The organism is Acidovorax sp. HMWF018 (assembly GCF_003061035.1).
Taxonomy (GTDB): Bacteria; Pseudomonadota; Gammaproteobacteria; order Burkholderiales; family Burkholderiaceae_C; genus Acidovorax; species Acidovorax delafieldii.
This window is the reverse complement of sequence record NZ_QAIM01000029.1, coordinates 1-1,166: the sequence shown is the minus strand read 5'-3', so window position 1 is coordinate 1,166 and position 1,166 is coordinate 1. Positions and strand designations below refer to the sequence as shown.

Sequence of the window (1,166 nt, the reverse complement as noted above, 5' to 3'; positions counted from 1 at the left end):
CCTGATCCTGTTCGAAGAAGGCTCCATCGCCAACATGACGGCGAGCCTGATTGGCAACGTGTTCAGCTTCAAGCCGCTGAAGGCCGCCCGCCTGGAAGACATCCGCATCCCGGTGGCTTACGTGAAAACCTTCAAAGGCCCGCCGACCGGCCTGGTGGTCGAGCGCGAACGGCTGGACAAGTTCGGCCGCCCGCTGCTGGGCGCCACCACCAAGCCCAAGCTGGGCCTCTCGGGCCGCAACTACGGCCGCGTGGTGTACGAAGGCCTCAAGGGCGGGCTCGATTTCATGAAGGACGACGAGAACATCAACTCGCAGCCTTTCATGCATTGGCGCGACCGCTTCCTCTTCGTGATGGACGCGGTGAACAAGGCCAGCGCCGAGACCGGTGAAGTGAAAGGCAGCTACCTGAACGTAACCGCCGCCACGATGGAAGACATGTACGAGCGCGCCGAGTTCGCGAAAGAACTGGGCTCGGTCATCGTGATGGTGGATCTGGTCATTGGCTACACCGCCATCCAGAGCATGGCGAACTGGTGCCGCAAGCACGACATGATTATGCACATGCACCGTGCGGGCCATGGCACCTACACGCGGCAGAAGAACCACGGCGTGAGTTTCCGCGTGATCGCCAAGTGGCTGCGCCTGGCGGGCTGCGACCACCTGCACACCGGCACCGCGGTCGGCAAGCTCGAAGGCGACCCGCTCACGGTGCAGGGCTACTACAACGTCTGTCGCGACAGCTACACCAAGACCGATCTGCCACGTGGCCTCTATTTCGACCAGGACTGGGCCGACCTGAAGAAGGTCATGCCCGTGGCTTCGGGCGGCATCCACGCCGGCCAGATGCACCAGCTGATCGACCTCTTCGGCGACGACGTGGTGCTGCAGTTTGGCGGCGGCACCATCGGCCACCCCATGGGCATCCAGGCCGGCGCGGTGGCCAACCGCGTCGCGCTGGAATGCATGGTGAAAGCGCGCAACGAGGGCCGCAACCTGCTGGAGGAAGGCCCGACCATCCTGAAGCAGGCCGCGCAGCACTGCAGCCCGCTCAAGGCCGCGCTCGATACCTGGGGCGAGATCAGCTTCAACTACCAGAGCACCGATTCCAGTGACTACGTGGCTACGCCCGCGATGGCCTGACCCGCTCCAACACAGAGGACCGCAC

At 64.0% G+C, this 1,166-nt stretch carries 1 protein-coding gene; it reads left to right on the top strand.

Annotated elements, in window-relative coordinates; all coding sequences use genetic code 11:
• Nucleotides 1-1,141, top strand: a 1,141-nt coding sequence (locus tag DBR23_RS00760; RefSeq protein WP_108496988.1) for a ribulose-bisphosphate carboxylase large subunit, incomplete at its 5' end; no start/stop codon positions are given.
• Nucleotides 1,142-1,166: the final 25 nt, after the last annotated feature.